The organism is Pseudomonas sp. DR48 (assembly GCF_019823085.1).
GTDB lineage: Bacteria > Pseudomonadota > Gammaproteobacteria > Pseudomonadales > Pseudomonadaceae > Aquipseudomonas.
This window is the reverse complement of the sequence record NZ_CP081946.1, coordinates 204,508-230,956: the sequence shown is the minus strand read 5'-3', so window position 1 is coordinate 230,956 and position 26,449 is coordinate 204,508. Positions and strand designations below refer to the sequence as shown.

Below are 26,449 nucleotides of genomic sequence, written 5' to 3'. Positions count from 1 at the left end.
CCCCACTGAGATTAGCGCTGGTGGAGATCAGCGCCATTGCGCTGCATCAAGCGTTGATCCGGGCGTGGGCGGCCAGGCGATTGATCGCGCGGTCGAGTTCTTCCAGCGCTCCGGTGGCTTTGGGGTCCTGTTGCTTGAGCAAGGTTTCGCTGCGCTGACAGGCAGCACGCAGTTGCGGCACACCGCAATAACGCGTCGCCCCGTGCAAGCGGTGAACGCGCTCGATCAGGGCGTTGTGGTCGTTGTTCTCACGAGCAACGCGAATCGCCTCGCGGTCCGCCTCCAGGGACGCCAGCAACATCGCCAGCATATCCGCCGCCAGATCGGCTTTGCCGGCGGCCAAGCGCAAACCTTCGTCGTGGTCGAGCACCTGCAACTCATGAGCGATGCCTAGGCTGTCGCTGGAACGCTCCGGTCCGTGATTGCGCAACGCCAGGCCGGTCCACTTCAGCACCACCTGCGCCAGTTGCCGCTCGCTGATCGGTTTGGTCAGGTAGTCGTCCATACCACTTTGCAGCAGGGCGCGTTTTTCGTTGGCCATGGCGTGGGCGGTGAGGGCGACAATGGGCAACGGCGTGCAGTGCCGTTCGGTTTCCCATTGGCGAATCGCTTCGGTGCTTTGGCGCCCGTCCATGCCGGGCATTTGCACGTCCATCAGCACCAGGTCGAAGGTTTCGGTTTGCACAGCTTTGACCGCCGCGTAACCGCTTTCCACCGCAAGAACCTTGGCGCCCATGTCTTCGAGCAGGGTTTGCACCAGCAACAGGTTGGCCGGGTTGTCGTCGACGCACAGCACTTTCGGCGCGCGGCTCGACACCGGCTCGCCAGGCTCGCTGCGCTGTTGGCGCGGGTTGACCAGATCGGACAATGCCCGACGCAGTTTGCGGGTGCAGGCCGGTTTGGCTTGAAGCTGGCTGTGCGGATTGGGTACCGAAAGATGAAACAGCGTCTGTTCGGTGGTCGGGCACAGCACCAGCACTTTGCAGCCCAGGTGTTCGAGGTCCCAGATGTGCTGGTTGAGGCGCTCGGGCGGCATGTCGTTGCTGGTGATGCCGAGCACCGCCAGATCGATCGCCTGATCGGTCTGATGCGCGCCGGTCACGCCATTGGCCAGGCTTTCCAGGGTATTGAACGGCGTCACCGCGAGGCCGCAATCCTCCAGTTGATGTTGCAATGCCTGACGCGCCAGCTCATGGTTTTCCAGCACCGCCACGCGGCGCCCGAGCAACGGCGGGCCGGGCAGGTCTTCGGCATCATCGCGGGTTTTGGGCAGGCTGAGGCTGATCCAGAATTCCGAGCCTTCCCCCGGCGTGCTGTCGACACCGATCTCGCCACCCATCTGTTCGATCAACCGCTTGGAAATCACCAGCCCCAGGCCGGTGCCCCCCGGCTGGCGCGACAGCGAATTGTCGGCCTGGCTGAACGCCTGGAACAGCGCACGCACGTCCTGGTTCGACAGGCCGATGCCGGTGTCCTGAATGCTGATACGCAGTTGCACGCTGTCTTCATGCTCTTCTTCAAGCATGGCGCGGGCGACGATGGTGCCCTCGCGGGTGAACTTGATTGCGTTGCTCACCAGGTTGGTGAGGATCTGCTTGAGTCGCAGCGGATCGCCCACCAGCGATAACGGCGTGTCGCGGTACACCAGGCTCACCAGTTCAAGCTGTTTGGCGTGGGCGGCCGGGGCGAGGATGGTCAAGGTGTCTTGCAGCAGGTCGCGCAGGTTGAACGGGATATTGTCGAGTACCAGTTTGCCGGCCTCGATTTTCGAGAAGTCGAGGATCTCGTTGATGATCCCCAGCAGGCTGTCGGCGGATTTCTCGATCGTGCCTAGATAATCGAGCTGGCGTGGGGTCAATTCGCTTTTTTGCAGCAGGTGGGTGAAGCCGAGAATGCCGTTGAGCGGCGTGCGGATTTCATGACTCATGTTGGCCAGGAACTCGGATTTGATCCGGCTCGCTTCCAGCGCTTCCTTGCGTGCCAGGTCCAGCTCGATGTTCTGGATCTCGATGGTTTCCAGGTTCTGGCGCACGTCTTCGGTGGCCTGATCGACGCTGTGCTGCAATTCTTCCTGAGCGTTTTGCAACGTGCCGGCCATGCGGTTGATGCCGGACGCCAACTCATCCAGTTCCTGGCTGCCAAGCGGCGGCAGGCGGGTTTCGAGGTGACCGTCCTTGAGTTGCGCCACCGCCAGTTTGATCTGGCTGATCGGTCGGTTGATCGTGCGGCCCATGCGCAACGCCAACAGTGTCGCACCGGCCAGGCCAGCGCCGATCAACAGCAGGCTGGCGAACAGGCTGCGGTAACCGCGCAGCAGCATGCCGTTGTGGGACAGTTCGAGTTCGACCCAGCCCAGTAGCAGATCGGCTTCTTCGGGAATCAAGTCACCGGCCAGGTTGCGGTGTTTGCCGAACACCGGCAGCAGATAACGTGTGGCATCGTTGCCACTGCGGCGCAGCATCTGCGAGCCATTGCCCATGGGCGCCTGATTGAGCATGGTCGGGCCGGCATGGGCCAGCGGCGTGCGGTCGGGGGCGAGGAAGGTCACGGCGCGAACGTCGGTTGTTTCCAGCGACTGGGTAGCGATGCGCTCCAGCAGCTCGCTGTCCTTGTGGCTCATGGCCGGAGCGACCAGCGGCGCGAGCTGTTCGGCGATCATTTCACCGCGTTGCATCAGTTGGGTTTGCAGGTCCGATTGCTGCATCCAGGTGAAATAGCCGCCCAGGACCAACGCCATCAGGGTGGTCGGCAACAGGGTCAGCAACAGCACGCGGCCTTTAATTCCCAGTTTCGTGAGCACGCATCTCTCCTGCATCCAGCTATTGATTGACCTGCGCGTACATCCGGCACGCGCCACTTGGGCAGTGTAGCGATTTGCATGCGGGCAATCTTCGTAAAATTGATGTCGTTATTCGTCGACCGGATCAGCGCTTTAGCGTCATGGGCAAAGCTTGGGTTGCCCATCGGCAGGCAATCTTGAATAATCGACAACTGAGAATTATTTGCAGATACTCATGACTCCCATCTCTGTTGGCCATCCCCGAATCCTGTCCATCGAAGACGACCTTGTGCTTGGTGCTTACGTGCACGAGCATTTGGGGCGCTGTGGGTTTCAGGTGACCTGGTGCCAGAACGGCCGAGAGGGCCTGGCCATCGCGCGTGCGCAAACCTTCGATGTGGTGTTGATGGATATTCTGCTGCCGGGGCTGGACGGGCTCAACGTGCTGACGCAATTGCGACAAAGTCATTCCACCCCGGTGGTGCTGATGTCGGCGCTGGGCGCCGAGGCGGACCGCATCAGCGGTTTTCGTCTGGGGGCCGACGATTACTTGCCCAAACCCTTCAGTATCGCCGAGTTGCGGGTGCGCATCGAGGCGATCCTGCGCCGGGTAGCGCTTGACCGTCGACCGCAACCGTCACCGATTGCGCCTTCCCTGGATAGCCTGCGTTTTGACGATGAACGGTACGAGGTTTTTTACGGCGAGCATGCCGCCGGCCTGACCCGCAGCGAGTACCGTTTGCTGGAAACGCTCAACCGCAATGGCGATGAAGTGTTGAGCAAGGCCTTCCTTTATCAGCACGTGCTGCAACGCGGGTACGCGGCCCATGACCGCAGCCTGGACATGCATATCAGCCAGATCCGTCGCAAGCTCAACGCCATCGGTTACACCGAGCGCAAAGTGCGCACGGTCTGGGGCAAGGGTTACGTCTTGAGTGCCGGCGATGAAATGGTCTGACCTGCCGGGCCGGCATTCACTGTTCTGGAAACTGGCGTGCCTTTTGGTGGCGTTCTGTCTGTTGATGATCTGGCTGAGCTGGTCCTGGGGTCGATACATGGAGCAGAAGAACCTGTTCCTCTCCGACGAGGCCCGGGGCACGCTGACCCGCTACGCCGCCGAAGCCGAGCATGCCTGGAATCACCGCCAGAACGCAGGCATCGATGCCTGGCTGCAGGAGCTGGGCACGCGTGAAACCACGTGGGTCGGAGTCATCGGAGGTGATTTGCAGTCCTTGAGCAGCTACCCGCTGACCGACAAGGAAGTCCAGCGCCTGACCTTTTTGCGTGGGCTGGATTGGCCAACGAGTCTCCATACCAAGGGGCTGCCCTGGTTGAGAATCCCTTTTCCAAACGACCCGGCGGTCGGCAGCCTGGTGATCGAACTGCCCCAGCGCTTCATGCCCGGCCAATACCGGGTGTTCTGGCGCGTGATCACCAACGGCATCATTCCCGGGCTATTCACGTTATTGCTGTGCGTCGGTCTTTATCGGCTGCTGGTCGTACCGTTGAACAGCTTGCGTGAACAAGCCAACGCCTGGCGCGTCGACCAGTTGAATGTGCGCCTATCGAGCAACACCACCAATCGTCCGGATGAACTGGGTGAGCTGGGTCGGGCGTTCGATCACATGGCCGAGCGCCTGCAAAGCAGCGTGGCCCTGCAACAGCAATTACTGCGCGACCTGTCCCACGAACTGCGGACGCCGCTGAGCCGATTGCGGGTCGCCAGCGAAAGCGAGCAGGGGCTGCCGCAATTGCGTGAGCGTATCGCTCGGGAAGTCGATGGCATGCAGCGTCTGGTGGAGGACACGCTGCAACTGGCCTGGCTCGACACCGAACGCGCACCGCTGCCCGACGACGCGATCCAGATTCAGGCGCTGTGGGAAATGCTCACGGAAAACGCCTGCTATGAAACTGGCTGGCCGGCCAGTCAGTTGCACTGTTCGGTGGATTCGTCGTGCTGGGTTCGCGGCCATCTCAACACCTTGGCGCAGGCGCTGGAAAACATCCTGCGCAATGCCATTCGTCATTCCCCAAGCGGCGGCATCGTCCGTCTTGGCGCAGAGCGCGATGGTGACTTCTGGCAGGTGTGGCTGGAGGATGAGGGCGGCGGGGTGGCTGACGCGGATCTTGAGCGGATCTTCAGTCCGTTCATTCGCCTCGACGGCTCGCGGCCGGGGGATGGCGGGTTTGGCTTGGGATTGAGCATCGCCAGGAATGCGGTGAAGCGTCAGGGCGGGAGCCTTTGGGCCGAGAACACCGGGACCGGGTTGCGGTTGAATATGCGGTTGGTGGCGGATGATGACATTGCCAGTGATGACGCCATCGCGAGCAGGCTCACTCCCACATTAGATGTGTGTCGCCCACAAATGGTGTGATCACCCCCAATCCCCCTGTAGGAGTGAGCCTGCTCGCGATGAGGCCCTCCCAGCCACCAAAAAGCCGGTTTCGCCGGAGCGTTCCCGTTTTTTTGTACGACGTTTCCTAAAGCGTATTACCGACACCTTCAGCTTGACTCTACTGAATAGACTCGCGTTTTTCCTCTTCCTCAGGAGTCCGGCATGAATGCATCCAGCGTCCCCGACAATGCAACCGACGACCGCTTCAATGAAGTGCTTGCACTGATTCAACGTGCCAAACAGCAGGCCATGCAGGCGGTGAATACCCAGTTGATTGAGCTGTATTGGCAGGTGGGTGCTTACATCAGTCGCAAGCTGGAACGGGCCGAGTGGGGGGACTCAGTGGTCAGTCAGTTGGCTGAGCATCTGGCCAGCACTCAGCCGGGGTTGCGTGGCTTTACCCGGTCAAACTTGTTTCGCATGCGCCAGTTCTATGAGACTTATCACGCTGAAGAGAAAGTCGCACCACTGGTGCGACAATTGTCCTGGTCGCACAACCTGATCATTTTCAGCCAGAGTAAACGGCCGGAAGAGCGGGAGTTTTACGTCCGATTGGCAGTTCAGGAAAAATGGTCGAAGCGCGAACTCGAACGTCAGTTCAAGGCCGCACTTTTTGAGCGCAGTGTGACCCAACCGGCAAAAATATCTGCGGTGCTGAGACAAACTCATCCGTCAGCGCTTGAGATATTCCGTGATGCCTACATGCTCGAGTTTCTCGACTTGCCCGGCAGCCATGCTGAAACCGATTTACATAAAGGGTTGATGGCGCGGCTCAAAGAGTTTCTGAGCGAGCTCGGTCGCGATTTCTGTTTTGTCGGTTCCGAGTATCCGCTGCAAGTGGGTGGGTGTGATTTTGCACTGGATCTACTGTTCTTCCACCGTGGCCTTAATTGTCTTGTAGCCATTGAGCTTAAGGTCGGTCGGTTTAAACCGGAGTATTTGGGCAAGCTGAACTTCTATCTGGAAGCGCTGGATCGCAAGGAGCGCAAACCCCACGAAAACCCCTCCATCGGTGTATTGCTCTGCGCCAGCAAAGAGGACGAGGTAGTCGAATACGCACTTAACCGCAGTCTGTCGCCTGCACTGATCGCCGAGTATCAGGTCCAGCTACCGGACAAGCAGCTGTTGCAGGCCAAATTGCATGAGTTCTATGCATTGAATGTCGCGCAAGCGGAGGAATTCTGAACACGCTCAGGCTGCTTATTCCCATAAGCCATAAGCACCGCACTTTGCGTGATATGGCCTGCGCACGTTTGCCGGTATGATAGGCGCCCCCGCAGTCTGGATTGCGAATACGCCATGACCTTGCAGTACCCAACCATCGCCGATTGCGTCGGCAACACTCCGCTGGTCCGTTTGCAGCGCCTGCCTGGCGCCACCAGCAACACCCTTTTGCTCAAGCTCGAAGGGAATAACCCGGCGGGTTCGGTCAAGGACCGTCCGGCGCTGTCGATGATCACCCGCGCTGAACTGCGCGGGCAGATTCATGTCGGCGATACGCTGATCGAAGCGACCTCGGGCAACACCGGGATCGCCCTGGCGATGGCCGCGGCGATCAAGGGTTACAAGATGATCCTGATCATGCCGGACAACTCCAGCGCCGAGCGCAAGGCCGCGATGACGGCGTATGGCGCCGAGCTGATCCTGGTCACCCAGGAAGAAGGCATGGAAGGCGCTCGCGATCTTGCCCAGCGCATGGAGGCCGAAGGCCGGGGCAAGGTGCTGGACCAGTTCGCCAACGGCGATAACCCCGAGGCGCATTACACCACCACCGGCCCGGAAATCTGGCGTCAGACCGAGGGCACCATCACGCATTTCGTCAGCTCGATGGGCACCACTGGCACCATCATGGGCGTCTCGCGCTACTTGAAAGAGCAGAACGAGAACGTACAGATCATCGGCCTGCAACCGATGGAAGGCTCGGCGATTCCGGGCATCCGTCGCTGGCCGCAAGAATACCTGCCGAAGATTTACCAGGCTGATCGCGTTGACCGGATCGTCGACATGGCGCAAAGCGAGGCCGAAGACGTAACCCGTCGTCTGGCCCGCGAAGAAGGCATCTTCTGCGGCGTTTCTTCGGGCGGCGCGGTGGCCGCGATGCTGCGTCTTTCCAAAGAAGTTGAAAACGCGGTGATCGTCGCGATCATCTGCGACCGAGGCGACCGTTACTTGTCGACCGGCATTTTCGACGCGCCCAACTGATGGCCAAGCAAGAGAGAGGCCTGCGCTTCCAGCCCACCGGCGGTAGCAAGGCCCCGCAAATCCCGACCGGCAAAAAGCAGCGCTTGAGCATCGAGCGCCTCGCCAATGACGGTCGTGGCATCGCGTTTTTCGAAGGTCGCACCTGGTTCGTCATCGGCGCATTGGCGGGTGAAGAGGTTGAGGTGCGCGTGTTGGGTGCCCGCGGCAAAGTCGTCGAGGCACGCACCGAGCGTGTATTCCAGGCCAGCGAATTGCGTCGTCCGGCGCCGTGTCCGCATGCCGGTCGCTGTGGCGGTTGCAGCGTGCAACACCTGCCGCACAACGAACAACTCGCCCTCAAGCAGAGCATGCTCGCCGAGCAACTGTCGAAGGTCGCCGGCGTTGAACCCCAAGAGTGGGCGGCACCGTTGAGCGGACCGGAATTCGGTTACCGTCGTCGCGCCCGCGTGGCGGTGCGCTGGGACATGAAAGCGAAAAAACTCGAAGTCGGTTTCCGTGCGGCGGGCAGTCAGGACATCGTTGCAATCAATGAATGCCCGGTGCTGGTTCAGCCCTTGCAGCCCATCATGACCGGCTTGCCGGAAATGTTGCGGCGCTTGAGCAAACCGCAAGCGCTGGGCCATGTGGAGTTGTTCAGCGGCTCGTCATTGGCGGTGTTGCTGCGGCACATGGCGCCGTTGTCCGATGCCGACCTGACCATTCTCAAGGAATTCTGCGCCGCCCATGAAGCCCAGCTGTGGCTGCACGGGGAAGGTGAACCGCAACCGGTCGAGGCGGGGCAATCCCTGGGTTATCGCCTTGAACAGTGGGACTTGAACCTGGCGTACCGGCCCGGAGATTTCATTCAGGTCAACGCCGGGGTCAACGAAGCGATGATTGCCCAGGCACTGGACTGGTTGAAGCCGACAGCGCAGGAACGGGTTCTCGATCTATTCTGTGGGTTAGGCAACTTCGCCTTGCCGCTGGCCAAAGCCGTTCGCGAAGTGGTGGCGGTCGAAGGCGTGCAAGCGATGGTCGAGCGGGCGGCCGAAAATGCGGCTAGCAATAATCTTCATAATGCGCATTTTTTTCAGGCCGATTTATCCCAGCCTTTGACCGATGCCGAGTGGGCGCGCGAAGGCTTTTGTGCGGTACTCTTGGACCCACCGCGTGACGGTGCTTTCGAGGTCGTGCGCACGCTGGCATCGCTGGGTGCCAAGCGGTTGGTGTATGTGTCGTGCAACCCGGCAACGCTGGCGCGCGACACGGTTGAATTGATCAAGCAGGGCTACCGGTTAAAACGTGCCGGGATTCTCGATATGTTTCCTCAGACGGCACATGTCGAGGCCATGGCGTTATTTGAAGCGAGCTAGGACGGCTCGTCTGGTCCGACTGGCCGCCCGTGCAGCTCTCGCATTAGCCCCGTGAGGGCAATCGGGCAATGAAGGTCAGCGAATTGACGCATTGAATCTGCGTCGTAGGGAAGGTAAGCAAGATGGTACAGGTGAGAGCACACCAGCCGATCAACACCGACGGCAGTATCAATCTCGAGGCTTGGCTCGATCACGCGGTCAGTGTCGATCTGGCACTGGATCGCGAAGCCTTGAAGGAAGCGTGCGAGTTCGCTCGTACGTCTGAACAACAAGCCAATGCGGCGAAAAACCTGTGGTCCGAAGGGACCTCCAGTTTCCGCACGGGCCTTGAGATCGCCGAGATTCTCGCCGACCTCAAACTTGATCAGGATTCGTTGGTCGCGGCGGTCTTGTACCGCGGCGTGCGCGAAGGCCAGATCGAATTGCCGGCCGTGAGCCAGCGCTTCGGTCCGGTGGTCGCCAAACTTATCGACGGCGTGTTGCGCATGGCGGCGATCAGCGCCAGCCTGAGCCCCCGTCAATCGCTGGTGCTGGGCACTCAGGGCCAGGTCGAAAACCTGCGCAAGATGCTCGTGGCGATGGTCGACGACGTTCGCGTCGCGCTGATCAAGCTGGCCGAACGCACCTGTGCGATCCGTGCGGTGAAAACCGCCGACGATGAAAAGCGCAATCGCGTGGCCCGTGAAGTCTTCGACATCTACGCGCCGCTGGCTCACCGTCTCGGTATCGGTCATATCAAGTGGGAGCTGGAGGACTTGTCCTTCCGTTACCTCGAGCCCGATCAGTACAAGCAGATCGCCAAGTTGCTCCACGAGCGGCGGCTGGATCGCGAGCGCTTCATCGCCGATGTGATGAGTCAGCTGAAGAATGAGCTGACCGCTACCGGCGTCGACGCCGACATCAGTGGCCGGGCCAAACACATCTATTCGATCTGGCGCAAAATGCAGCGCAAGGGTCTGGAGTTCAGCCAGATCTACGACGTGCGTGCCGTGCGCGTGCTGGTGCCGGAAATGCGCGATTGCTACACCGCGCTCGGCATCGTCCACACCTTGTGGCGGCACATCCCGAAAGAATTCGACGACTACATCGCCAACCCGAAAGAGAACGGCTACCGCTCGCTGCACACCGCAGTGATCGGCCCCGAAGGCAAAGTGCTGGAGGTGCAGATCCGCACCCACGCCATGCACGAGGAAGCCGAGCTGGGCGTTTGCGCGCACTGGCGCTACAAGGGCACCGACGTCAAATCCGGCTCCAATCACTACGAAGAGAAAATCTCCTGGCTACGTCAGGTGCTCGAGTGGCATGAAGAGCTGGGCGATATCGGTGGTCTGGCCGAGCAGCTGCGTGTCGATATCGAACCGGACCGGGTCTACATCTTCACCCCGGACGGCCACGCCATCGACTTGCCCAAGGGCGCGACGCCGCTGGACTTCGCCTACCGTGTGCACACCGAAATCGGCCACAACTGCCGTGGCGCGAAGATCAACGGGCGCATCGTACCGCTCAACTACAGCCTGCAAACCGGTGAACAGGTCGAGATCATCACCAGCAAGCACGGCACGCCGAGCCGCGACTGGCTGAACCCGAACCTGGGTTACATCACCACTTCGCGGGCGCGGGCGAAGATCGTTCACTGGTTCAAATTGCAGGCTCGCGACCAGAACGTCGCGGCCGGCAAAACCTTGCTCGAACGTGAGCTGAGTCGCCTCGGTCTGCCGGCGGTGGACTTCGACAAGCTGGCCGACAAGGCCAACATGAAGACCGCCGAGGACATGTACGCGGCGTTGGGCGCCGGCGATTTGCGCCTGGCGCAACTGGTGAACCTGGCGCAGCAACTGGTCGAGCCGGAACGCGGCAACGAACAGCTGGAACTGATCCCGCGCAAAGCCACCGGCTACAAACCGGGCAAGCGTGGCGACATTCAGATCCAGGGCGTCGGCAACCTGATGACGCAAATGGCCGGCTGCTGCCAGCCGTTGCCGGGCGATGCGATCGTCGGTTACATCACCCAGGGTCGCGGCGTGAGCATTCACCGTCAGGACTGCGCCTCGGTGCTGCAACTGGCCGGGCGCGAGCCGGAGCGGATCATCCAGGTCAGCTGGGGCCCGGTGCCGGTGCTCACTTACCCGGTGGACATCATCATCCGCGCTTACGACCGTTCCGGTTTGCTGCGTGACGTGTCGCAGGTGCTGCTTAACGAGCGGATCAACGTGCTGGCGGTCAACACCCGCTCGAATAAAGAGGACAACACCGCGTTGATGTCCCTGACCATCGAGATTCCCGGGCTGGATGCACTGGGGCGGTTGCTGGGACGGATTTCCCAGTTGCCGAACATCATCGAAACCCGGCGTAACCGGACACCTTGAAGATGTACCCGTGTGGGAGCTGGCCTGCCAGCGATGCAGGCACCTCGGTCTTTCAGTAGCGTCGAGGTGATGTCATCGCTGGCAGGCCAGCTCCCACAGGTTCTTGTAGAGACTGATTGATGTATTCACTCGAAGACTTGCTGCACCTGATGAGCCGCTTGCGCGACCCGCAATTCGGTTGCCCGTGGGACATCAAGCAAACCTACGCCACCATCGTCCCGCATACCCTTGAGGAAGCCTACGAGGTCGCCGATGCCATCGAGCGCGGTGACTTCGATCACTTGCAGGGTGAGCTTGGTGATTTGCTGTTCCAGGTGGTTTATTACAGCCAGCTGGCCCGGGAAGAAGGGCGCTTCGAATTCGCCGGGGTGATCGACAGCATTACGCGCAAGCTGATCCGTCGTCATCCGCACGTGTTTCCGACCGGCGATCTGTACGCACCGCTGGATGTCCCGCGCCTGAGTGAAGAACAGGTCAAGCAGCGCTGGGAAGAGATCAAGGCCGAAGAACGTGCCGAGAAATCTGTCGCCCCGCAGCAGCTGTCATTGCTCGACGACGTGCCCGCCGCGTTGCCGGCGTTGTCTCGTTCGGCCAAATTGCAAAAGCGCGCAGGGCAGGTCGGTTTCGACTGGCCGCACGCCTTGCCGGTGCTGGACAAGGTTCGCGAAGAGCTCGATGAAATACTCGAAGCCATGGCCGATAACGATCCGGTAGCGATTGCCGATGAAGTCGGCGACTTGCTGTTTTCCGTGGTCAATCTGGCGCGTCATCTGAAGGTCGATCCGGAAACTGCATTGCGTGGCGCCAACAGCAAGTTCGAAAGACGCTTCCGTTTTATCGAACAGGCATTGCGCGACACCCATCGTCCCATGGAAGATTGCACCCTCGAAGAGTTGGACGCCTTGTGGGGCGAAGCCAAACGTCAGGAAAAGAATGTGTCCAGCTGCGGTTGAGCAGTGGCCTAAGTGAGAAATAAGCACCATGAGCATTTCCCTTCGCGACCAGTTGCTCAAAGCAGGGCTGGTCAACCAGAAGCAGGCCAAACAGGTCGGCAAAGAGAAGCAGAAGCAGCAGCGCCTGGCCCATAAAGGTCAGATCGAACTCGATGACTCGCAGCAGCGTGCGGCCCAGGAAGCGATGGCCGAGAAGGTCAAGCGTGACCAGGAGCTGAACCGTCAGCAACAGGAGAAAGCCGAGGCGAAGGCCCGTGCGGCCCAGGTCAAGCAATTGATCGAAGTCTCGCGCCTGCCGAAGCTGACCACCGAGGACTACTACAACTTCGTCGATGACAAGAAGGTCAAGCGCATCTGCGTCAACACCCTGATGCGCAACAAGCTCAGCAACGGTTCGCTGGCGATCGTGCACCATGCCGGCGGCTATGAAGTGATCCCGCGTGAAGCCGCTCTGAAGATTCAGGAGCGCGATCCGCAGCGTATCGTGCAGATGAACGTGAAGACCGAAGACGTCATCGCCGAGGACGATCCGTATGCGGCCTATCAGATTCCTGATGATCTGATGTGGTAAGGCTGTAGAGACCGCAATCGCAATAAAGACAAACCCCGCTCATGGCGGGGTTTGTCGTTTTCAATGCTGTCATTGCTTATGCGGATCGGAGCTCTCGTTGTTGCTCCAGTTTTTCCAGTTCGGCCTTGTAGCTGTGGGCATCGGTCTCGGAGTGGAACATCCCCACCAGCATGTCTTGTTGATGTACGTCCCAGATGCGGATACCGGCGGCTACGCCTTCATGGGATTTATGTGAATCGTCGCGTTCAGTTACTTTTACAGTCATCTGCTAGCTCCAATCTCTGTTATCTGCAGCAAGGCATGTGCAGGACTCCGTTATAAGTTTTGTTAGCCTGCTAAGTAAATAACCGGATTTTGTAATGGACAATTGCCAATTCTGCAAAAGTCCTGCAGCCCTTCAAGCCCGCGGCATTCGGTCGCAGGGCGTTGGGTTTTATGACAAAAACTTCATGTTTTCATTGAAGAAAACCCGGGTTCAACACCGACACTGTGGGAGTGAGCCTGCTCGCGATTGCGGTGTTTCAGTCGACGGATGTGTTGTCTGGACATCCGCTATCGCGAGCAGGCTCACTCCCACACGGTGTTCTCCATTATTCAGGCGAAAAAAAACGCCCCGAACCAGTCGGGGCGTTTTTTGTGCTGCGAGACGGCGGAGTATTACTTGCCGGTCCAGCGCTTCAGTACCAGCGTGGCATTGGTGCCACCGAAGCCGAAGCTGTTGCTCATCACGGTGTTGATGGTGGCGTCTTCGCGCGTCTTGGTCAGGATCGGCATGTCTGCCACTTCCGGGTCCAGTTCGTCGATGTTGGCGGAACCCGCCATGAAGTTGCCTTCCATCATCAGCATGCAGTAGATCGCTTCGTGAACGCCGGCGGCGCCCAGGGAGTGACCCGACAGGCTCTTGGTGGAGCTGATGGCCGGAGCCTTGTCGCCGAACACTTCACGCACACCTTTCATTTCCATGACGTCGCCGACCGGAGTCGAGGTGCCGTGGGTGTTCAGGTAGTCGATCGGAGCATCGACGGTGGACATGGCCATCTGCATGCAGCGGATGGCGCCTTCGCCGCTTGGAGCGACCATGTCGTAGCCGTCGGAGGTCGCGCCGTAGCCAACGATTTCCGCGTAGATCTTCGCGCCGCGAGCCAGAGCGTGTTCCAGCTCCTCGACCACGACCATGCCGCCACCGCCGGCGATGACGAAACCGTCACGCTTGGCGTCGTAGGCACGGGAAGCTTTTTCCGGGGTTTCGTTGTACTGGCTGGACAGTGCGCCCATGGCGTCGAACAGGAACGACTGGCTCCAATGTTCTTCTTCACCGCCGCCAGCGAACACGATGTCCTGCTTGCCCATCTGGATCTGTTCCATGGCGGTACCGATGCAGTGAGCACTGGTGGCGCAGGCAGAAGCGATGGAGTAGTTCAGGCCCTTGATCTTGAACGGGGTGGCCAGGCAAGCGGAAACAGTGCTGCTCATGGTCCGCGTGACGCGGTATGGGCCAACGCGCTTCACGCCTTTCTCGCGCAGGATGTCCAGCGCTTCCATCTGGTTCAGCGTGGAGGCACCACCGGAACCGGCGATCAGGCCGGTACGCGGGTTGGAGACTTGCTCTTCGGTCAGACCGGAGTCGGCGATAGCGTCTTTCATGGCCAGGTAGGCGTAAGCCGCCGCGTGGCCGACGAAGCGATAGATCTTGCGATCGATCAGCTCTTCGAGTGGAAGGTCGATGGAGCCGGAAACCTGGCTACGCAGACCCATTTCAGCATATTCCGGGTTGAACCGGATGCCAGGGCGGCTTGCACGCAGGTTAGCGGAGACGGTCTCTTTGTCATTGCCCAGGCACGAAACGATGCCCAGACCAGTGATAACGACGCGGCGCATGCGGATAACCCTTAGAAGTTGTCAGTGGAGGTGAAAACGCCGACCCGAAGGCCTTCGGCGGTGTAGATCTCGCGGCCGTCGACACTGACCGAACCATCGGCGATGGCCAGGTTCAGCTTGCCCTTGAGCACGCGCTTGATCTGAATGTTATAGGTAACTTTCTTGGCGGTCGGCAGGACCTGGCCGAAGAATTTCACTTCGCCCGAACCCAGCGCACGACCACGGCCCGGCAGACCTTGCCAGCCGAGGAAGAAGCCGACCAGTTGCCACATGGCGTCGAGGCCCAGGCAGCCTGGCATCACCGGATCACCTTCGAAGTGGCAGGCGAAAAACCACAGGTCCGGAGTGATATCCAGCTCGGCGACCAATTCACCTTTGCCGTACTTGCCACCCTCGGCACTGATATGGGTGATGCGATCCACCATCAGCATGTTCGGGGCGGGCAGTTGTGCGTTACCTGGGCCGAACAGCTCACCGCGACTGCAGCGCAGCAGGTCTTCCCGAGTAAAGGCGTTTTGTTGGGTCATGCGAGCTCCTCAATAGTCCCATGCGGCAGGGTGGGGCAAATCTTCCCGGCCGATCGAGGCGTTCATGCCTCGAGTCAGCAGCCTACTCATAGACTATTGCGTTGTGGTGAAAGTCACAGCACCAAGGACATGAATGTACACTTGTGCACTGAAATTATTATTCAAGCCCCTTTTCGGGCTTGTTCGGGTGCCTAAGACTGCCGCACTTTCGACTTTCACGCCAGTCGCAGATGGTCGAAAGGCCTGCACTACTGCACCCAGCGCTGCAGAATTTGCTGCAGATCCGTGCGTTTGAACGGCTTGGCCAGGTAATCGTTCATTCCTGCCGATAAACATGCTTCCCGGTCGCCCTGCAAGGCGTTGGCGGTCAGGGCGATGATCGGCAGGTCCACGCAGCCCGGCAACTGGCGAATCTGGCGAGTGGCTTCATAGCCATCAATGATCGGCAGCCGGCAGTCCATCAGAATCGCTTCGAAAATCAGGCTTTCGGCACTGAGCACCGCTTGCGCGCCATCGGTGGCGACGCTGACAGTAAAGCCCAGGCTGCGCAACATTGCTTCAATGACTGTCTGGTTGACCGGGTTGTCTTCCACCAGCAACACATTGCGCCCTTCGCCATGGCTGTCTCCGGTCAGGGCGCGCGGCAACCGCTCCGGCAACGACTGCTTATAAAGCGCCAGCGGAATTTCCAGGGTAAACACCGACCCCACACCTTCCTGGCTCTGTGCACGCAAGGTGCCGCCCATGCGTTCGGCCAGGGTGCGGGCAATCGGCAGGCCCAGCCCGGTGCCGCCGTAACGCCTTGAAATAGAGCTGTCGGCCTGCTGGAACGCGTTGAACATCAATTCCAGGCTTTCGGCCGAGATGCCGATCCCGCTGTCGCGCACGGTGCAGGTAAACCACAGCAATTCATGGTCCAGCGACTGCCACTGCGGCTCGATGCTGACTCGGCCGTGCTCGGTGAATTTCAGCGCATTGCCCACCAGGTTGACCAGAATCTGCCTGATTCGTGTGGGATCGCCCTGGACCTGCAACGCGCGCATGTCCTCGGGAATCGTCAACGCCAGGTCGAGCCCGCGTTGCGCCGCGCCGTGCGAAAAGGACTGGGCGCAGCTGCTGATCAGGTCCGCGAGGTTGAACGGGATGTGTTCCAGCTCCAGTTCCGAGCGCTCGATGCGCGAGAAGTCGAGAATGTCATTGATCACTTTGAGCAAGTGTTCGGTGGACTCCGAAGCCAGTGCCGCATATTCCACCTGCTCCTCGGTCATGTCGGTGGTTTCCAGCAGTTGCAGCATTCCGAGCACGCCGTTCATCGGAGTGCGCAGTTCGTGGCTCATCATCGCCAGGAAGTCAGACTTGGCGTTGTTGGCTTTTTCCGCTTCTTCACGCGTCTTGATCAACTGTGCCATGGCCTGATGCTGTTCGCGGCTGGCTTGTTCGAGGCCGTGGGCAAGATTATTGATGTGTTGCGACAGCGCGCCCAGTTCGGTGTCGTCGACTATCGGTAGGGGCTTCTTGTAGTCGCCCTGCTGAATCGCTTTCACGGCGTGGCCAATGTCGCGAATCGGCTGCGACAAGCTGCCGGCCAGGCGTCGGGCCACCAGAAAGGTAAACAGCAGGGCGAACAAGGCGAGGATCCCGGCCTTGAACAGGATTTCCTGCTGGCGCTGGCTGAACGCATCATTGGACAAGCCGACAATCACCCGGCCCAGATAGTCCTCGGGCGGCGCGGTGTTGGCCGCTTTGTTGCCCTGGAAAAAATCAGTGTTCAGGGCGATCCGCTGCAACCGTACCGGTGCCTGGAACACTTCGACCTGGTGTGAACGCGTGTGGGTTTCCGACGGTTGCTCGACATACACCAGAATCCGGTTGGCGCTGTCCTGGACTTCCAGAAAGCGCACGTTGGGCGTGGCCAGCGTCGCCTTGAGCAAGCTTTCGAGGACGTCGTTGTTGCCTGAAATCACCCCGTATTCCGTGGCCGGTGCCAGCTGGTTGGCGATCATCTGACCGGTGTGATTGAGTTCCTGACGCAGGTCCTGAAGGCGCACGAAGGTGAAGAAGCTGATCAGCAGCAGCGTCAGCAACAGGGCAGGGCCGAGGCTGATCATCTGCGTGCGGGTGTTGATGTCCCAACGGCGTCGGAAGGTCATGGACGGTTTTCTCCTTCAGCCAGCTGGGTGGCGACAGACGCTTCATTCAACGGCTCAATACCTAATGAACGAGCCACCTGCGGGTTGCTTAAAACTTTGAAGTGGTGCGGATAGAGCATGCGTGGCCAACTGCTGGGTGAACGGTCGAGCAATTCGTTGAGCACCGCCAGCCAGTCATGTTGATCGCTGTAGGTGCTGGCCAGGCTGCCGGCCTTGACGAATGCGGCGTTGGGGCCGATCAGCGCCAGTTGCCGCGTATAGCTGCTCAGCAGCAGGTTTTTCGCGGTTTTGGGGTTGTACACATTGGGATCGTCGAGCCCCAGCAGCACGTCGCTGCTTTTCAACAGGGCCTGCAAGGGGCGACTGTCGCTGGTGTTATCCCAGCGCTCGGTGACCAGTTCAAGTCCCAAAGTCTGAGCGGCCAGATGCAGTTCTTGCAAAAGGAATTCACTGTGACTGTCGTACAGCACGCCGACCCGATGGGCCTGGGGCAGGATGAGCCGGATCAGGCGCAATTGACGATCCAGTGGCGGATCACTCCAGAGTAGACTCAAGTGCGGCGGCAGGTGAGTGCCGAAGCGTTGGTGGGCCTGCAAGCGGCTGATGCGCAGGACCAGCGTCGCCGGGCCTTGGGCGTCTTGCAGGCGCCAGTCGAGACTCGGCAGATCGAGCAGGATCAGCCGGGTGCTGACTGGCAGCTTGCCAGGGACCGGAAGACTCGCCAAGGTCTGGAAACGCACGGTGTCGGCAGGGCGCAGTTCACTCAGTGCGTGGGCGAAAGATTGCACGCCGGGGTTGTCTTCTACGCCGGTCAACAGAATGTCGGCAGCCTGTGTTGGAAGGCAGCCAAGCAGGCCAGCCAGGAGCAGGCACAACCCTGCCAGCAGGCGGCCAAGGCTTGGCAACTTCCGCGACAGGCGACGCAGCATTTAAAACGTCAGCTCCGCGCTGAAGTAGAGCACCCGGCGCTCGTCATAGTTGTTCTCGAACATGTCCGGCGAGCGGACGGCTTGCGAATACACGGCGCCCAAGCCGTGGCGCGGGGTGATCAGATAATAGTTGACGGCGACCCGTGGGGTCAGCGAGCTGCCAGTCAATTGCGTGTCTTCGAACATTGCTCCGCCCTGCCGCAACCAGTGTTCGGTGGCCCGCCACTCGAGTTGGCCAAATGTCCGCCAGGTGGTGTCGTCGAGCGTGCCGTTAAAGCAGGTCTCGGATTCTGCCCGGTCGTAACGATAGTTCATGCCGCTGACCAGTCGCAGGCTGTCGGACAGGCTGAGAGTGTCCTGCAATTCGAGGTCGTAGCGCGACTCCCGGGTGCTCTGGTCTTGTCGAGGAACAAGTCGTCGGGCAGCGCTGGCGAGCTGAAAATCAGTGCCAGGACCAGCGGCGAGCGAGGTGAAGGAGTGCCTAACGACACGAAACATCCCTGATAGCGATTAGTTGGCGCGCATGTTAACCGAGCGCTACTACTTTTCCAGTCACGATGAAGGCATTTTCCTCGTGTTTGTTGGTCTTCTTCCTACAAATACCGGTAATTGATGCGGGGACTGGCCGCCACTGGGCCGCTCCGTATAATGCCGACATCGCCACTGGTATGGATTAACGGATTACATATGACTGAACAGCGCCCAATTGCGGTCCTGGGAGGCGGAAGTTTTGGTACCGCCGTGGCCAATCTACTGGCCGAGAACGGGCATCAGGTCCGGCAGTGGATGCGTGACCCTGAACAGGCCGAGTCCATTCGGGTCAATCGCGAGAACCCGCGTTACCTCAAAGGCATCAAGATTCTGCCGGCCGTGGAGCCGGTGACCGACATGCAGGCAACCCTGCAAGCCTGCGACTTGTGTTTTGTCGCACTGCCGTCCAGCGCGCTGCGCTCGGTGCTGGCCCCGCATGCCGAGCTTTTGAGCGGCAAATTGCTGGTGAGCCTGACCAAAGGCATCGAAGCCCACACGTTCAAGCTCATGAGCCAGATCCTCGAAGAAATCGCACCGCAAGCGCGCATCGGCGTGTTGTCCGGGCCGAACCTGGCCCGTGAAATCGCCGAACACGCGCTGACCGCCACGGTGGTGGCCAGCGAAGACGAAGAATTGTGCCAACGCGTCCAGGAAGCGCTGCACGGCCGCACTTTTCGTGTCTACGCCAGTGCGGACCGCTTTGGCGTGGAGTTGGGCGGGGCGTTGAAGAATGTCTACGCGATCATCGCCGGCATGGCGGTGGCACTGGGCATGGGTGAAAACACCAAGAGCATGCTGATCACCCGCGCACTGGCGGAAATGACTCGTTTCGCGGTCAATCAGGGCGCCAACCCGATGACGTTCCTGGGGCTCGCCGGTGTCGGCGACCTGATCGTGACTTGCTCCTCACCCAAAAGCCGTAACTATCAGGTCGGTTTTGCCCTCGGTCAGGGCTTGAGCCTTGAGGAGGCGGTGACCCGCCTGGGCGAAGTGGCCGAAGGGGTGAATACACTGAAAGTGCTCAAGGCCAAGGCTCAGGAGGTCGGCGTCTATATGCCGCTGGTCGCCGGATTGCACGCGATCCTGTTCGAAGGGCGCACGCTTGATCAAGTGATTGGGCTGTTGATGCGCGGCGAACCGAAAACCGACGTCGACTTTATTTCGACCAGCGGTTTCAACTGAGCACGCTTTCCAAAAGGAGCAGGAGATAGCTATGAACGATCCGAAAACAGAATCCGGTTACGAATCCATCTTGCTGCGCGTGCTGTGGATGATCGTCTTCTTGCTGGTCTGGCAAGTGGCGCAGTTCATCCTTGGCGCGGTGGTGCTGGTCCAACTGATCTATCGTTTGATTTATGGCGCCCCGAGCGCCAGCCTGATGAACTTCGGCGACAGCCTGAGCCAGTTTTTGGCGCAGATCGGTCGTTTCGGCAGCTTTCACAGCGACCAGAAGCCCTGGCCGTTCGCCGACTGGCCGACGCCGCGTACTCCGGAAGGTGAAGCGCCGCACGTCGTGGCGCCTGCGCCACATCCGGCCCGAGATGAGGAGCCCAAGCTATGAAACTCTGGGTATTGCGTCATGGTGAAGCCGAGCCACACGGTTCCAAGAACCACGATTCGGAACGGGCATTGACGGACAATGGTCGTAAAGAAGTGCTGCGCAGCGCTGCCAAGTTAATTGGCGAACCGCTTACCGCGATCTACGCCAGCCCGTATCGCAGAGCGCAGGAAACTGCTCAACTGGTGCGAGAAGCACTGGGTTTCGAACCGGAGATCCGCACTGTCGAGTGGCTCACCCCGGAAATCGACCCGGACAAGGTGGCCGAGCAGTTGGTGTCAGTGAGTAACGTTCTTTTGGTCAGCCACAATCCGCTGGTGGGTAACTTGCTCAGCTATCTGCAACATGGCGCTGGATATCCTCCGGAGAAGGTCGGTACTGCCGGACTGGCCGAGCTTGAGGGCAATGAACTGTTGATTGGATCGATGAAGCTCAACGGCATAAAGCACCCCTAGTAACTTCAAAAACCGTATCCCTGTGGGAGCGTGGCTTGCCCGCGATGCAGGCACCACGCTCTTCCAGAAAGACCGGGTCGATGCTTTCGCGGGCAAGCCCGCTCCCACAGGGTCGGCGGTGCTGCTGATTTTCTAGTGAAATAGTTAACCAAGCAACCGCTTGGTTGACTACGCTTGCTCCAGACCAAAAAAAGGAGCGAGTCGCATGCCTGCTGCTGTTCGTTTGCCGCTGGACGTCTTTTACGAGCGCGAAGCCCGCCATCCCCGCCAGCGTTTTCTGGTCCAGCCCACGGGCGGCGGACAAGTCGAGACCCTGACCTGGGCCGACGTCGGCCATCAGGCCCGCTGCGCTGCGCACTGGCTGCGAGCCCGCGAACTGCCCCAAGGCAGCCACATCGCCCTGATCTCGAAAAACTGCGCCCACTGGATCATCGCCGACCTGGCGATCTGGATGGCTGGCCACGTGTCGGTGCCGCTGTACCCCAACCTCACCGCCGAGTCCGTGGCGCAAGTGCTCGACCACTCCGAAGCGGCGCTGGCGTTCATCGGCAAGCTCGATGACTGGCCGAGTATGTCCCGCGGTGTCAGCCCTGATCTGCCGACCATCAGCCTGCCGTTGCACCCGCCCGGGCGCTTCGATTTCAGCTGGGACGATCTGCAAAAAAGCTCGCCGATCCAGGACGACCCCAAACCGGCGGCCGATCAGTTGGCAACCATCATCTACACCTCCGGCACCACCGGCCTGCCCAAGGGCGTGATGCACAGTTTCGGCAACCTGGGATTCGCCACCACGCATGGCACCCAGTTGTTTGGCCTCAATGAATCGGACCGTTTGTTGTCCTATCTGCCGCTGTGCCATGTTGCGGAGCGCATGTTCGTCGAACTGGCATCGATCTACACCGGCCAAACCGTGTTCTTTGCCGAGAGCCTCGACACTTTCCTCACAGACTTGCAGCGCGCACGCCCGACCGCGCTGTTCGGTGTGCCGCGCATCTGGACCAAGTTCCAGATGGGCGTGTACAGCAAGATCCCGGCGAAACGCCTCGACTTCCTGCTCGGGCTGCCCTTCATTGGCAAGCGGGTCGGGCACAAAGTGCTCGCCGGGTTGGGACTGGATGCGTTGCGCATCGCCTTGTCTGGCGCCGCGCCCGTGCCGCAGACCTTGTTGCTGTGGTACCGCAAACTGGGGCTGGATGTGCTGGAGGTCTACGGCATGACCGAGAGCTGCGGGTATTCCCATATCTGCCACCCTGGCGAGAACAAACCCGGCTGGATCGGCAAACCCTGCCCAGAGGTCGAAGTGCGGATCGCCGAATCAGGCGAGGTCATGGTGCGCAGTGGCGCGACCATGCTTGGCTATTTCAAGGAACCCGGGAAAACCGCTGAAACCATCACCGAGGATGGCTTCCTGCGCACCGGCGACAAGGGCGAGCAAGATGCCGAGGGTAACCTGCGCCTGACCGGGCGACTGAAGGAAATCTTCAAGACCAGCAAAGGCAAATACGTTGCCCCGGCGCCGATCGAAAACCGTCTGGCGGTGCATTCGCGGATCGAACAGGTGTGCGTGGTGGGCGATGGCTTGAGTGCGCCGCTGGGGTTGTGCGTGCTGTCGGCAGTCGGCCAGCAGGACGCCAGCGGAACGGCGCGGGCCGGGCTGCATTCGAGCCTGGAAAAACTGCTGGAGGAGGTCAACGCTGCGCTCGACAAGCACGAACGCCTGCGCCGGTTGGTGGTGGTCAAGGACAGTTGGGCGGTGGAAAACGGCTTTCTGACGCCGACGCTGAAGATCAAGCGCAACGTGATCGAGGCGGCTTATGGCGCGCGCTTCGAAGAATGGAGCGAGCGCAGCGAGGCGGTGCTGTGGCAGGATTGAGCCACGAACAAAATCCAATAAAGGAAAGCAACGATGAGTCTGTGGCGTACTACTCCCAACATCGAGCAGTTGAACGCAATCCAGAAAAACACCATCGGCGAAGTGCTGGATATTCGCTTCGAAGCCTTCGACGAAGAGTCCCTGACCGCCAGCATGGTCATCGACCACCGCACTCACCAGCCTTACGGGTTGCTGCACGGCGGCGCGTCGGTGGTGCTGGCCGAATCGGTCGGTTCAATGGCCAGTTACCTGTGCATCGATGCGAGCAAGTTCTATTGCGTGGGCCTGGAAATCAACGCCAACCATTTGCGCGGACTGCGTAGTGGGCGGGTGACCGCGGTGGCCAAGGCGATTCACATCGGACGCACGACGCATGTCTGGGATATTCGCCTGACCAGCGATGAGGGCAAGGCCAGTTGCGTGTCCCGGCTGACGATGGCGGTGGTGTCGCTGGGTGAGAATCCTCCCGCGCGTTGATGTTTATTAATCAAAGGATCGCAGCCTCGTTGCACTCGATAGCTCCTACAGGGGAATGTGTAGGAGCTGTCGAGTGCAACGAGGCTGCGATCTTTTGATCTGCGCGATATCTCCTACCACCATTCCTGGCAGTTATGGTCATTGCCGTAGGGCGTGGTCTTACGGACAATCAGCCTTTGTTTTCGTTGATGGATCGACCGGTATGTCGCAACAGATCTTTTTCGCCCACGCCAATGGCTTTCCTTCGGGGACCTACGGCAAGTTGTTCGCGGCGCTGGCGCCCGAGTACCAGGTGACGCATCTGGAACAGCACGCCCACGACCCGCGTTTCCCGGCGGACGATAACTGGCACAACCTGGTGGACGAACTGATCCATCACCTCAAGCAACAACCGGAACCGGTGTGGGGCGTCGGCCATTCCTTCGGTGGCGTGTTGCACCTGCACGCGGCGCTGCGTTGCCCAGAGTTGTACCGCGGTGTGGTGATGCTCGATTCGCCGGTGCTGACCCGCGCCGATCAATGGGTGATTCGCGCTGCCAAGCGCTTCGGTTTTATTGATCGCCTGACGCCCGCTGGCCGTACGCTGGGGCGGCGGGAAGAGTTCGCTGACCTGGAAGCGGCGCGACTCTATTTCGCCGGCAAAACCCTGTTCCGTGGCTTTGATCCGGAGTGCTTCGACGCCTACCTGCAACACGGTTTGCAAAAGGTCGGCGACAAGCTGCGTCTGCGCTTCGACCCTGCCACGGAAATCAGCATCTACCGCGGCGTGCCGCACACCAGTCCCGGTCGTGCCCGACAATTGAAAGTGCCACTGGCGGTGGTTCGTGGGCACAAGAGCCGCGTGGTGATGCGTCATCATGCAAGCTCGGTTGGGCGCATGCCGCTGGGTGAGTCCCTGACGATGCCCGGCGGCCACATGTTTCCCCTCGAACGTCCACAGGACACCGCCACGCTGCTGAAAAACCTGTTCAGCCGCTGGGAAGGTCGTCGTCAACAGGATTGCGCATGAACCACGTCGTCGAAGAAGTTCGCCTGAGCCTGCCGCACATCGAACTGGCGGCGCACTTGTTCGGCCCCGAAGACGGTTTGCCGGTGATTGCCTTGCACGGCTGGCTGGACAACGCCAACAGCTTCGCCCGGTTGGCGCCGAAGCTCAAAGGGCTGCGCATCATTGCGCTGGACATGGCCGGCCACGGTCATTCCGGGCATCGACCGCCCGGTGCCGGTTACGCAATGTGGGACTACGCCCATGACGTGCTGCAAGTCGCCGAACAGCTTGGACTGAAGCGATTTGCCCTGATGGGGCATTCCATGGGCGCGATCGCTTCGTTGATTATCGCCGGCTCAATGCCCGAGCGCGTCACGCATCTGGCGTTGATCGACGGAGTCATTCCTCCTACAGACAAAGGCGAAAATGCCGCCGAACGCATGGGCATGGCCCTGCAGGCGCAACTGGATCTCCAGGAGAAGCGCAAACCGGTCTACACCACGCTGGACCGTGCCATCGAGGCACGCATGAAAGGCCTGGTGGCGGTCAGTCGCGAGGCTGCCGAACTGTTGGCCCAACGTGGACTGATGCCCGTGCCGGGCGGTTACACCTGGCGCACCGACAACCGCCTTACGCTGCCATCGCCGCTGCGTCTGACAACCGAACAGGCAATGGCCTTCGTCCAGCGGGTCAGTTGTCCTGCGCTGTTGGTGGTTGCAGCCGACGGCATGCTCGCCAAACATCCCGAATTGCTGGAGCGTCTACCCTTTAGCCGTGAACAGCTGCCTGGCGGCCATCATTTGCACCTCAATGATGAACCCGGCGCCGACCTTGTCGCAGACTGTTTCAATCGGTTCTTCGCCGTTCCTTGACTTGCGCCGGGCAACTGTCGAGGCTGGGCGGGTTGAAATGGGAGACAACCATGATAGATCTCTACACCGCTGCGACCCCGAATGGCCACAAGGTCTCTATCGTGCTCGAGGAACTCGGCCTGCCCTACACGGTGCATGCCTTGAGTTTCGACAAAAAGGAACAGAAGTCCGAGGACTTCCTCAAGATCAATCCCAATGGCCGGATTCCGGCGATTGTCGACCGCGCCAACGGTGATTTCGCCGTATTTGAATCTGGCGCGATCCTGATTTACCTCGCAGAACTCAGCGGCAAGCTGATGCCCCAGGACCCTAAAGGGCGCTCGGTGGTGTTGCAGTGGCTGATGTTCCAGATGGGCGGAATCGGTCCGATGCAGGGCCAGGCCAATGTGTTTTTCCGCTATTTCCCGGAAAAGCTTCAGGGCGCCATCGATCGTTATCAACATGAAACCCGTCGCCTCTATGAAGTGCTCGACACGCGCCTGCAAGCCGTGGAGTTTCTGGCCGGCGAGTACAGCATTGCCGACATCGCCACCTTCCCGTGGGTCCGCGGCCATGAGTGGTCCGGTGTCTCGGTGGAGGGCCTGACGGCCTTGCAGCGCTGGATGTCGACCCTGGAGGCGCGTCCGGCGGTGCAGCGTGGTTTGCTGGTGCCGGAGCGTACTGATGAAGCCAGTATCATCAAGGGTGCCCAGGCCATGCTGATCCGATGAGTCTATTCATGCGTTCATTCAGTGTGCTGGCGCTGTGTTGTTTCAGTCCCTTGTTGTTTGCCGCCGATGTCCCGGGCAGTCAGGACTTGCCGATCGTGCCGCGTCTGGCCGATGCGCAGATCGTCGACTATCGCCCGGCGGTGGAACTCGAGCGGATCTATCCGCTGGGCTCGATCCGCAAGATCAGCGGCCAGTTGCGTTTTGACGGCCAGGTCAGCGCCCGCGGCCAAACCACATCGGTGACCTATGAGCTGCCGGCGGAACACACCTCCACGGAAGCCTTTACGGCCGCCCGCGAAGCCTTGCAAAAGCAGGGCGCCGAGCTGCTGTTCTGGTGCCAGGCGCGCGATTGCGGCGAAAGCAGCCTGTGGGCCAATGAAGTGTTCACCAACGCCAAACTCTACGGGGCCGACGACCAGCAGGCGTACTTGCTGCTGCGACTGGCCGCGCCACGGGACAACACGCTCGTCGCGCTTTACGGGATCACGCGCGGCAATCGCAAAGCGTATCTGCATGTCGAACAATTCGACGCCGCAGCCCCGCTGGGCGATTTGCAGCCGACGTCGGCGACCCTGCTGCGACAACTCAAAAGCACGGGTGAACTCGATTTTCCCAAACTGAGCGCCGATCCTGATGAGACCTGGTTGCGTTTGATTTCCCGTGGGTTGAATCTGGACACCACGTTGCGCATCACTGTTTCAGGGGCCAAGGCCGAAGCCTGGCGTCAGGCGCTGATCGGGCAGGGCGTGCGTGCGGCGCGGATGGAAACCGGCACTGCCGAAGGCTCTGGCCTGCGCATCGAACTGTTGCGATAAGCTTCACAGTCGAACGCGCACCTCGCGTTCGCCTACTTTTGATTGACTGACTTTTCTCGAGACTCTA

The 26,449-nt window shown here is 60.1% G+C and carries 23 protein-coding genes and 1 pseudogene; 17 read left to right on the top strand and 7 right to left on the bottom strand.

Annotated features, from left to right (window positions below; translation table 11 throughout):
* Positions 1-46: 46 nt before the first annotated feature.
* Positions 47-2,800, bottom strand: coding sequence for a response regulator (locus K5K95_RS01030; RefSeq protein WP_222588038.1), 2,754 nt, complete (start codon positions 2,798-2,800; stop codon positions 47-49).
* Between the two features lie 214 nt (positions 2,801-3,014).
* Here K5K95_RS01030 and K5K95_RS01025 point away from each other — a divergent pair, with 214 nt between their 5' ends.
* From K5K95_RS01025 to K5K95_RS00990, 8 genes are all read left to right on the top strand, one after another.
* Positions 3,015-3,737, top strand: coding sequence for a response regulator transcription factor (locus tag K5K95_RS01025; protein ID WP_222588037.1), 723 nt, complete (start codon positions 3,015-3,017; stop codon positions 3,735-3,737).
* Positions 3,724-5,154, top strand: coding sequence for a sensor histidine kinase (locus K5K95_RS01020; RefSeq protein WP_222588036.1), 1,431 nt, complete (start codon positions 3,724-3,726; stop codon positions 5,152-5,154). The genes K5K95_RS01025 and K5K95_RS01020 overlap by 14 nt, the downstream gene beginning before the upstream one ends.
* Positions 5,155-5,337: 183 nt before the next feature.
* The gene (locus K5K95_RS01015; protein WP_222588035.1) at positions 5,338-6,360 is read left to right on the top strand and encodes a YhcG family protein; all 1,023 of its coding nucleotides are present in this window, start codon (positions 5,338-5,340) and stop codon (positions 6,358-6,360) included.
* 114 nt (positions 6,361-6,474) lie between these two features.
* Positions 6,475-7,377: a cysteine synthase CysM gene (gene cysM, locus K5K95_RS01010; protein ID WP_084321990.1), complete on the top strand. Its 903-nt coding sequence runs from the start codon at positions 6,475-6,477 to the stop codon at positions 7,375-7,377.
* Positions 7,377-8,729, top strand: coding sequence for a 23S rRNA (uracil(1939)-C(5))-methyltransferase RlmD (rlmD, locus tag K5K95_RS01005; RefSeq protein ID WP_222588034.1), 1,353 nt, complete (start codon positions 7,377-7,379; stop codon positions 8,727-8,729). Before cysM ends, rlmD begins: the two co-directional genes overlap by 1 nt.
* Positions 8,730-8,851: 122 nt before the next feature.
* Entirely contained in the window at positions 8,852-11,095 is a 2,244-nt protein-coding gene (gene relA / locus K5K95_RS01000) for a GTP diphosphokinase (protein WP_090186916.1), read from the top strand.
* Between the two features lie 119 nt (positions 11,096-11,214).
* Positions 11,215-12,048, top strand: coding sequence for a nucleoside triphosphate pyrophosphohydrolase (gene mazG / locus K5K95_RS00995; RefSeq protein ID WP_090188863.1), 834 nt, complete (start codon positions 11,215-11,217; stop codon positions 12,046-12,048).
* Positions 12,049-12,076: 28 nt separating this feature from the next.
* Complete coding sequence (locus K5K95_RS00990) at positions 12,077-12,619, top strand: DUF2058 domain-containing protein (RefSeq protein WP_208669451.1); 543 nt, start codon at positions 12,077-12,079, stop codon at positions 12,617-12,619.
* A gap of 76 nt (positions 12,620-12,695) precedes the next feature.
* Here K5K95_RS00990 and K5K95_RS00985 read toward each other — a convergent pair whose 3' ends face one another.
* The 6 genes and pseudogenes from K5K95_RS00985 to K5K95_RS00960 all read right to left on the bottom strand — a co-directional run.
* Positions 12,696-12,884, bottom strand: a complete 189-nt coding sequence (locus K5K95_RS00985) for a hypothetical protein (RefSeq protein ID WP_090186910.1) — start codon at positions 12,882-12,884, stop codon at positions 12,696-12,698.
* Between the two features lie 392 nt (positions 12,885-13,276).
* The gene (gene fabB / locus K5K95_RS00980; protein ID WP_222588033.1) at positions 13,277-14,497 is read right to left on the bottom strand and encodes a beta-ketoacyl-ACP synthase I; all 1,221 of its coding nucleotides are present in this window, start codon (positions 14,495-14,497) and stop codon (positions 13,277-13,279) included.
* An 11-nt stretch (positions 14,498-14,508) separates the two neighbouring features.
* Positions 14,509-15,024, bottom strand: a complete 516-nt coding sequence (gene fabA, locus K5K95_RS00975) for a 3-hydroxyacyl-[acyl-carrier-protein] dehydratase FabA (protein ID WP_008148022.1) — start codon at positions 15,022-15,024, stop codon at positions 14,509-14,511.
* 248 nt (positions 15,025-15,272) lie between these two features.
* Positions 15,273-17,174 (bottom strand): ATP-binding protein, encoded by a 1,902-nt coding sequence (locus K5K95_RS00970; RefSeq protein ID WP_222588032.1) that lies wholly within the window; start codon positions 17,172-17,174, stop codon positions 15,273-15,275.
* On the bottom strand, positions 17,171-18,103 hold the full coding sequence (locus tag K5K95_RS00965; protein ID WP_222588031.1) for an ABC transporter substrate-binding protein: 933 nt from the start codon (positions 18,101-18,103) through the stop codon (positions 17,171-17,173). The genes K5K95_RS00970 and K5K95_RS00965 overlap by 4 nt, the downstream gene beginning before the upstream one ends.
* A gap of 48 nt (positions 18,104-18,151) precedes the next feature.
* A pseudogene (locus tag K5K95_RS00960) lies at positions 18,152-18,505 on the bottom strand (TonB-dependent receptor domain-containing protein); the annotation flags it as partial.
* Positions 18,506-18,790: 285 nt separating this feature from the next.
* Here K5K95_RS00960 and K5K95_RS00955 point away from each other — a divergent pair.
* The 9 genes from K5K95_RS00955 to K5K95_RS00915 all read left to right on the top strand — a co-directional run bounded on the left by K5K95_RS00955 (position 18,791) and on the right by K5K95_RS00915 (position 26,382).
* Positions 18,791-19,816: an NAD(P)H-dependent glycerol-3-phosphate dehydrogenase gene (locus tag K5K95_RS00955; RefSeq protein WP_222588030.1), complete on the top strand. Its 1,026-nt coding sequence runs from the start codon at positions 18,791-18,793 to the stop codon at positions 19,814-19,816.
* Between the two features lie 31 nt (positions 19,817-19,847).
* Entirely contained in the window at positions 19,848-20,195 is a 348-nt protein-coding gene (locus K5K95_RS00950) for a DUF4389 domain-containing protein (protein ID WP_222588029.1), read from the top strand.
* Positions 20,192-20,647, top strand: a complete 456-nt coding sequence (sixA, locus tag K5K95_RS00945) for a phosphohistidine phosphatase SixA (RefSeq protein ID WP_222588028.1) — start codon at positions 20,192-20,194, stop codon at positions 20,645-20,647. The genes K5K95_RS00950 and sixA overlap by 4 nt, the downstream gene beginning before the upstream one ends.
* 205 nt (positions 20,648-20,852) lie before the next feature.
* Positions 20,853-22,520: an AMP-binding protein gene (locus K5K95_RS00940; RefSeq protein WP_222588027.1), complete on the top strand. Its 1,668-nt coding sequence runs from the start codon at positions 20,853-20,855 to the stop codon at positions 22,518-22,520.
* Positions 22,521-22,553: 33 nt separating this feature from the next.
* The gene (locus tag K5K95_RS00935; protein ID WP_222588026.1) at positions 22,554-22,997 is read left to right on the top strand and encodes a hotdog fold thioesterase; all 444 of its coding nucleotides are present in this window, start codon (positions 22,554-22,556) and stop codon (positions 22,995-22,997) included.
* Between the two features lie 202 nt (positions 22,998-23,199).
* A complete protein-coding gene (locus K5K95_RS00930; protein WP_090186881.1) occupies positions 23,200-24,006 on the top strand; it encodes an alpha/beta fold hydrolase in 807 nt (268 codons plus the stop codon).
* On the top strand, positions 24,003-24,857 hold the full coding sequence (locus K5K95_RS00925) for an alpha/beta hydrolase (protein WP_090186877.1): 855 nt from the start codon (positions 24,003-24,005) through the stop codon (positions 24,855-24,857). Before K5K95_RS00930 ends, K5K95_RS00925 begins: the two co-directional genes overlap by 4 nt.
* Positions 24,858-24,907: 50 nt before the next feature.
* Positions 24,908-25,567, top strand: a complete 660-nt coding sequence (locus tag K5K95_RS00920) for a glutathione S-transferase family protein (RefSeq protein WP_222588025.1) — start codon at positions 24,908-24,910, stop codon at positions 25,565-25,567.
* 8 nt (positions 25,568-25,575) lie between these two features.
* Positions 25,576-26,382 (top strand): DUF4892 domain-containing protein, encoded by an 807-nt coding sequence (locus tag K5K95_RS00915; protein WP_222588024.1) that lies wholly within the window; start codon positions 25,576-25,578, stop codon positions 26,380-26,382.
* Positions 26,383-26,449 lie beyond the last annotated feature (67 nt).

Coding starts and splice junctions, on each gene's coding strand:
- K5K95_RS01025 (WP_222588037.1), top strand. CDS start 3,015: ATGACTCCCATCTCTGTTGGCCATCCCCGAATCCTGTCCATCGAAGAC.
- K5K95_RS01020 (WP_222588036.1), top strand. CDS start 3,724: ATGAAATGGTCTGACCTGCCGGGCCGGCATTCACTGTTCTGGAAACTG.
- K5K95_RS01015 (WP_222588035.1), top strand. CDS start 5,338: ATGAATGCATCCAGCGTCCCCGACAATGCAACCGACGACCGCTTCAAT.
- cysM (WP_084321990.1), top strand. CDS start 6,475: ATGACCTTGCAGTACCCAACCATCGCCGATTGCGTCGGCAACACTCCG.
- rlmD (WP_222588034.1), top strand. CDS start 7,377: ATGGCCAAGCAAGAGAGAGGCCTGCGCTTCCAGCCCACCGGCGGTAGC.
- relA (WP_090186916.1), top strand. CDS start 8,852: ATGGTACAGGTGAGAGCACACCAGCCGATCAACACCGACGGCAGTATC.
- mazG (WP_090188863.1), top strand. CDS start 11,215: ATGTATTCACTCGAAGACTTGCTGCACCTGATGAGCCGCTTGCGCGAC.
- K5K95_RS00990 (WP_208669451.1), top strand. CDS start 12,077: ATGAGCATTTCCCTTCGCGACCAGTTGCTCAAAGCAGGGCTGGTCAAC.
- K5K95_RS00985 (WP_090186910.1), bottom strand. CDS start 12,884: ATGACTGTAAAAGTAACTGAACGCGACGATTCACATAAATCCCATGAA.
- fabB (WP_222588033.1), bottom strand. CDS start 14,497: ATGCGCCGCGTCGTTATCACTGGTCTGGGCATCGTTTCGTGCCTGGGC.
- fabA (WP_008148022.1), bottom strand. CDS start 15,024: ATGACCCAACAAAACGCCTTTACTCGGGAAGACCTGCTGCGCTGCAGT.
- K5K95_RS00970 (WP_222588032.1), bottom strand. CDS start 17,174: ATGACCTTCCGACGCCGTTGGGACATCAACACCCGCACGCAGATGATC.
- K5K95_RS00965 (WP_222588031.1), bottom strand. CDS start 18,103: ATGCTGCGTCGCCTGTCGCGGAAGTTGCCAAGCCTTGGCCGCCTGCTG.
- K5K95_RS00955 (WP_222588030.1), top strand. CDS start 18,791: ATGACTGAACAGCGCCCAATTGCGGTCCTGGGAGGCGGAAGTTTTGGT.
- K5K95_RS00950 (WP_222588029.1), top strand. CDS start 19,848: ATGAACGATCCGAAAACAGAATCCGGTTACGAATCCATCTTGCTGCGC.
- sixA (WP_222588028.1), top strand. CDS start 20,192: ATGAAACTCTGGGTATTGCGTCATGGTGAAGCCGAGCCACACGGTTCC.
- K5K95_RS00940 (WP_222588027.1), top strand. CDS start 20,853: ATGCCTGCTGCTGTTCGTTTGCCGCTGGACGTCTTTTACGAGCGCGAA.
- K5K95_RS00935 (WP_222588026.1), top strand. CDS start 22,554: ATGAGTCTGTGGCGTACTACTCCCAACATCGAGCAGTTGAACGCAATC.
- K5K95_RS00930 (WP_090186881.1), top strand. CDS start 23,200: ATGTCGCAACAGATCTTTTTCGCCCACGCCAATGGCTTTCCTTCGGGG.
- K5K95_RS00925 (WP_090186877.1), top strand. CDS start 24,003: ATGAACCACGTCGTCGAAGAAGTTCGCCTGAGCCTGCCGCACATCGAA.
- K5K95_RS00920 (WP_222588025.1), top strand. CDS start 24,908: ATGATAGATCTCTACACCGCTGCGACCCCGAATGGCCACAAGGTCTCT.
- K5K95_RS00915 (WP_222588024.1), top strand. CDS start 25,576: ATGCGTTCATTCAGTGTGCTGGCGCTGTGTTGTTTCAGTCCCTTGTTG.